We start from the raw sequence: 5,387 nt of genomic DNA, 5'->3' as shown, positions 1-5,387 counted from the left end.
CGGCCCGGGCGTCGGGTGCGCCGTGCCGTCCGGGGAAGGCGACGTGCACGCCGTGCGCGCCGAGCAGCGCGGGCGTCGTACCGGCGTCGGGGGAGAGGGTCATGGGGTGCCGGGCCTCGCTTCCTCACCGGGACGGGTGAATTCACCGGGCCGCCGGGGGACGCCGTCGGGCCGCCGGGCCGGCCCCGCCTCGTCGGCCCCGTCCGCCTCCTCGGCCCTGTCCGTGTCGTCCGCGCCGCCCGTGTCGTCCGCGCCGCCCTGCCCGACCCGTACACAGGCCGCCCGCCAGGCCGCGTCCGTCTCGCGGGGCGGCTGGTCCCGCCGTGCCGCGTCCGTCTTGCGGGGCGGCTGGTCCCGCAAGACCGCGCCCACCTCCCGCAACGGCGGGTCCTCGACCGCGCAGGAGTCCAGCGCCACCGGACAGCGCGGATGGAACGTGCAGCCGCCCGGCAGCGCCGACGGGTCCGGCGGATCGCCGGGCAGGCCGCGCGGCGCGAAGCGGGAGGACGGGTCGCCGATGCGCGGGAAGGCGGCCGACAGGGCCCGCGCGTACGGGTGCCGGGCGTCCGCGTGGACCCGCGCGGCGGGCCCTTCCTCGACCACCCGCCCCGCGTACATCACCGCCAGCCGGTCGCAGGTGTCGGCGAGCACCGCCAGATCGTGACTGATCATGATCAGCCCCACGTCCTGGTCCGCGACCAGCTGCTCGATCAGCCGCAGGATCTGCGCCTGGACCATCACGTCCAGCGCGGTGGTCGGCTCGTCCGCGACGATCAGCCGCGGGTCGCAGGCCAGCGCCATCGCGATCATCACCCGCTGCCGCTGGCCGCCGGACAGCTCGTGCGGATACGCCGAGGCGCGGGCCGCCGGAAGACCGACCTGTTCCAGCAGCTCCCCGGCCCGCTTCCGCGCCCCGGCCGCCGTCGCCCGGCCGTGCAGCAGGATCGGCTCGGCGATCTGGTCGCCGACGCGGTGCACCGGGTTGAGGGAGTGCATCGCGCCCTGGAAGACGATCGAGGCGCCGGCCCAGCGCACCGCCCGCACCCGGCCCCACTTCATGGCGAGCACGTCCTCGCCGTCCAGCAGGATCTCCCCGCCGACCCTGGTCGCCGCGGGGAGCAGCCGCAGCAGGGCCAGCGCGAGCGTGGACTTGCCGCAGCCCGACTCCCCGGCGATCCCGAGCTTCCGCGCGGCGTCCAGCCGCAGATCCACGCCGCGCACGGCCGCCGCGCCGCCCGCGTACGTCACCGTCAGGTCCCTCACCTCGAGCAACCTCACCGGGACACCCCCAGCCTCGGGTTGAGGACCTGTTCCACGGCCCGCCCGCACAGCGTGAACGCCAGCGCGACCACGGCGACGGCGACACCCGGCGGCACCAGGTACCACCAGTGCCCGGAGCTCACCGCGCCCGCCTCCCGCGCGTCCTGGAGCAGCGCGCCCCAGGACACGACCGTCGGGTCGCCGAGCCCGAGGAAGGCGAGCGTGGCCTCGGCGAGAATCGCCGAGGAGATGATCAGCGTCGTCTGCGCCAGCACCAGCGGCATCACGTTCGGCAGCACATGCCGGAACATGATGTGCCAGTGGCCGCCGCCCAGCGCCCGCGCCCGCTCGATGTACGGCCGGGTCTCCACGGCCAGGGTCTGCGCGCGCACCAGCCGTGCGGTGGTCGGCCAGGTGGTCACCCCGATCGCCACCACGATGGTGAGCAGCGACCGCGGCATCACGGTGGCCAGCGCGATCGCCAGCACCAGCGTCGGCATCACCAGGAACCAGTCGGTGATCCGCATCATCACCGTGGCGTACCAGCCCTTGAAGTGCCCCGCCGTCACCCCGATCAGCGTCCCGATCGCCACCGACAGCACGGCCGCGAGCAGCCCGACCAGCAGCGACACCCGCGCGCCCCAGATGACCAGGCCGAGCAGGTTCCGCCCGAACCGGTCGGTGCCGAAGGGGAATCGGGCGCTCGGGTCCTCCAGGGGGCCGCCGGGCGCGTCGGTCACGTCGTCCACGTCGGAGCCGGCCAGCAGCGGAGCGGCCAGCGCCGACAGCGCGCACAGCAGCAGCGTGCCCAGGCCGAACAGCCCGGCCCGGTGCGTGCGGTACTGCCGCCAGAAGCGCGCGGCCGAGGCCCGGCGCCGCCGCCGGGCGAGCGAGCGGACCCGCCCCGCGCGGCTTCCTTGCCCCTTCGTGCCGTTCTCGGTCGTCGTCATCGGCCCACCCGGGGGTCGAGCAGCGGATAGATCAGATCGGCCACGGTGTTCATCACGATCACCGCGGCGGCGAACACGAAGAACAGCCCCTGCACCAGCGGCAGATCGGGCACGCTCAGCGCCTGGTAGAACAGCCCGCCGAGGCCCGGCCAGGAGAACACCGTCTCCACCAGGATCACCCCGGCCACCGTGCGGCCCAGATTGATGAGGATCAGCGTCACGGTTGGCAGCAGCGCGTTCGGCACCGCGTGACGCCGCCGTACGAGGTCGTCGCGCAGGCCCTTGGCGCGGGCGGTGGTCAGATAGTCGCTGCCCATCTCGTCCAGCAGCGCCGACCGGGTCACCAGCAGCGTCTGCCCGTACTCGACGGCCACCAGCGTCACCACCGGCAGCACCAGATGGTGGGCCACGTCCAGGACGTACGCGAGACCCTCCTCGCCGCCCGACTCCATGCCCCCGGTGGGGAACAGCCCCGGCAGCGGCCCGGCTCCGACCGACAGCGTGACGATCAGCAGCAGCCCCAGCCAGAACGACGGCACCGAGTACAGCGTCAGCGCGAGCCCGGTGTTGAGCCGGTCGCCGATCCGCCCGTGCCGCCACGCCGACCGTGTGCCGAGGACGATCCCCAGCAGGGTGTAGATCACGAAGGCCGTGCCGGTGAGCAGCAGGGTGTTCGGCAGCGCCTCGGTGATCTTGTCGCTCACCGGGGCGTTGAACTGGTACGAGGTTCCCAGATCGCCGGTGAGCGCCTTGCCGCAGGAGTCGGTGAACTGCTGCCACAGCGGCAGATCAAGCCCGAACTGCTCGCGATAGTTGGCCAGTTGCTCGGCCGACACCTGCCGTCCGCCGGTCATGAACTTCACCGGGTCGCCGGGGATCAGCCGGAACAGGAAGAAGCTGGTGACGAGCACGGCGAACAGCGACACGGCCGCGCCCGCCAGTTTGCCGGCCACGTACCGGAGATACGCGGTGGCGCCGCGGGCGCGCGGCCCGCGGGAGGCCTCCGGCCCGGTGGCGTCCGCCGTGCCGGCCGGTGCGGACGCCGCGTCGGCGGTCATCGGCACCCCCGCACGCTACTCACGCTCGTCGGCCGTCGCCCGGCGCCGCATCGCGAGGAAGGCGCCCACACCGGCGAGGACGATCATCCCTGCCACGATGCCGACGACCACCCCGTTCGACGAGGAGTCGTCCGAGGAGTCACCGGAGTCCGCCGGCACGGCCGACCACCAGCTCCAGTAGCCGTCCTGCCCGTAGATGTTGCCCGCCTTCGCCGGCATGGTGGTGATCGACGCGATCCGGTCGGTGCGGTAGGCCTCCACCGCGTTCGGGTACGCCATGACGTTCATGTACCCGAGGTCGTACAGCCGCGACTCCATCTGCTTCACGAGGGCGGCCCGCCTGTCCGGGTCGTACTCGGCCAACTGCCGCGCGTACAGGTCGTCGTACCGCTTGTCGCAGATGAAGTTGTCGGTCGCGCCGGTCTCCTCGGGCGTCGCGGGAAGCGCGGCGCAGGTGTGGATCGACAGCACGAAGTCCGGGTCGGGGTTGACCGACCAGCCGTCGAAGGCGAGATCGTACTCACCGGCCAGCCAGGGATCGGTCACGTTGTCCAGGCAGTTGAGGGTGACCCCGATGCCCAGCTCGCCCCACCACTCCTGGAGGTACTGGCCGATCGCCTTGTCGTTCGGGTCGGTCGCGTGGCACAGCACGCGGTAGGTGATCGGCTTACCGTCCTCGCCGACGCGCCTGCCGTCCGCGTTCTTCTTCAGGCCGGCCCGGTCGAGCATCCGGGCCGCCTCCTCCGGGTCGTACGTCAGCTCCTGGCCGGGCGACGGCTTCCAGAAGTACTGCGAGAAGCGCGGCGGGATGTAGCCGGCGCCCTCCACGGCGTGCCCCTGGAACACCTTGTCGATGATCGCCTTGCGGTCCACCGCCTTGAACAGCGCGTTGCGCACCCGCTGGTCTAGCAGCGAGGGGTGCCCGTCACCCATCGTCTCGCCGTTCTTCGCCCGGGCGCCCGGGTTGGTGGCCAGGGCGTAGAAGCGGCGGCCGGGAGCGTCGTTGACGTGGATGTTCCGCTCGCCCTTCAGCGAGGCCGCCTGGGCGGGGGTGAGGGACGGCGACCCGGCGACGAACGACACCTCGCCCTTGCGCAGCGCCGAGACCGCCGCGTCCTGGTCCTTGTAGTAGCGGAAGACCAGCTCGTCGAACTTCGGCGCGCCGCGCCAGAAGTCCTTGTTGGCCTTCAGCCGCACATAGCTGTCGGGCTTGTAGTCGGTGAGGACGAACGGCCCGTTGCCGACGACCGGGAAGTCCTTGTCGTTGTTGAACTTCGAGAAGTCGTCGACCTTCTCCCACACATGCTTGGGGACGATCGGCACGTCCAGCGCCGTCATCGTGGCCTGCGGCTTCTTCAGCTTGACGACCAGCGTGGTCGGGTCCGGCGCGGTCACCTCGTCGAAGTTGCCGACGAAACTGCCGTTGGCGGTGGCCGCGCCCGCGTCGGTCATCATCGTGTTGAACGTCCACGCCGCGTCCTCGGCGGTGGCCTGCTCGCCGTCCGACCACGTGGAGTCCGAGCGGATCGTGTACGTCCAGGTCAGCTTGTCCGGGGAGGACTTCCACGAGGTGGCCAGACCCGGGACGACATGGTTGTCCTCGGGGTCGTAGTTGGTGAGGTACTCGTAGGTGAGCCGGTGGATGCTCGTGCTGAGCAGCCGCACCGCGAGGAAGGGGCTGAGCGAGTCGACGCTCTGCGCCACGGCGACCGTCAGCACCGTCTTGTCGTCGTCGCCGCCGTCGGCCGCGTGGGTCTGCGTGGGGACGGGGGAGAGGGGGGTGGCGAGCCCGGCACTGAGCGCGAGCGCGGCGGCGCCGGCCGCCGCGACGAGCCGGAACCGGCGGGAGACGGGCCGGACCCGGTCGGGGGCGCGGTGGTGGCCGTCGTACTGATCGTTCGTGTCCATGGGCGCAGACCTCGTGTCGTCGATCGCACGGGTGGGACGGGTTGATCAGATGAGTGATGAGTGTGTCTATCAGCGGCACCGGCGACCGTCAACGGCGCGCGCACCCCATGTGGCCTGCGGAAACGTTGAGTTGACGCACTGTGTGCGCCCATTGGTCGAGACCGGTGACGCGCCGTCAGCCGCCCACCAGCGGCGCGTCACCGGTCTCGAC

At 72.0% G+C, this 5,387-nt stretch carries 4 protein-coding genes; all 4 read right to left on the bottom strand.

What is annotated here, in order from left to right; all coding sequences use genetic code 11:
• Window positions 1-99: 99 nt before the first annotated feature.
• Genes CCN29_RS29295 through CCN29_RS29280 form a run of 4 tightly spaced genes read right to left on the bottom strand, consistent with a single transcriptional unit; the run spans window position 100 to window position 5,176 of the window.
• Window positions 100-1,278 carry an ABC transporter ATP-binding protein gene (locus CCN29_RS29295; protein WP_107481747.1) on the bottom strand — a complete coding sequence of 393 codons (1,179 nt, stop codon included), beginning with the start codon at window positions 1,276-1,278 and terminating at the stop codon, window positions 100-102.
• On the bottom strand, window positions 1,275-2,210 hold the full coding sequence (locus CCN29_RS29290) for an ABC transporter permease (RefSeq protein ID WP_086685581.1): 936 nt from the start codon (window positions 2,208-2,210) through the stop codon (window positions 1,275-1,277). Before CCN29_RS29290 ends, CCN29_RS29295 begins: the two co-directional genes overlap by 4 nt.
• Entirely contained in the window at window positions 2,207-3,268 is a 1,062-nt protein-coding gene (locus CCN29_RS29285; RefSeq protein ID WP_086685579.1) for an ABC transporter permease, read from the bottom strand. The genes CCN29_RS29290 and CCN29_RS29285 overlap by 4 nt, the downstream gene beginning before the upstream one ends.
• Window positions 3,269-3,283: 15 nt before the next feature.
• Entirely contained in the window at window positions 3,284-5,176 is a 1,893-nt protein-coding gene (locus tag CCN29_RS29280) for an ABC transporter substrate-binding protein (protein ID WP_086685576.1), read from the bottom strand.
• Window positions 5,177-5,387 lie beyond the last annotated feature (211 nt).

This window comes from Streptomyces pseudogriseolus (assembly GCA_002154585.1).
Classification (GTDB): domain Bacteria; phylum Actinomycetota; class Actinomycetes; order Streptomycetales; family Streptomycetaceae; genus Streptomyces; species Streptomyces pseudogriseolus.
This window is presented reverse-complemented; position numbering and strand designations above follow the sequence as displayed.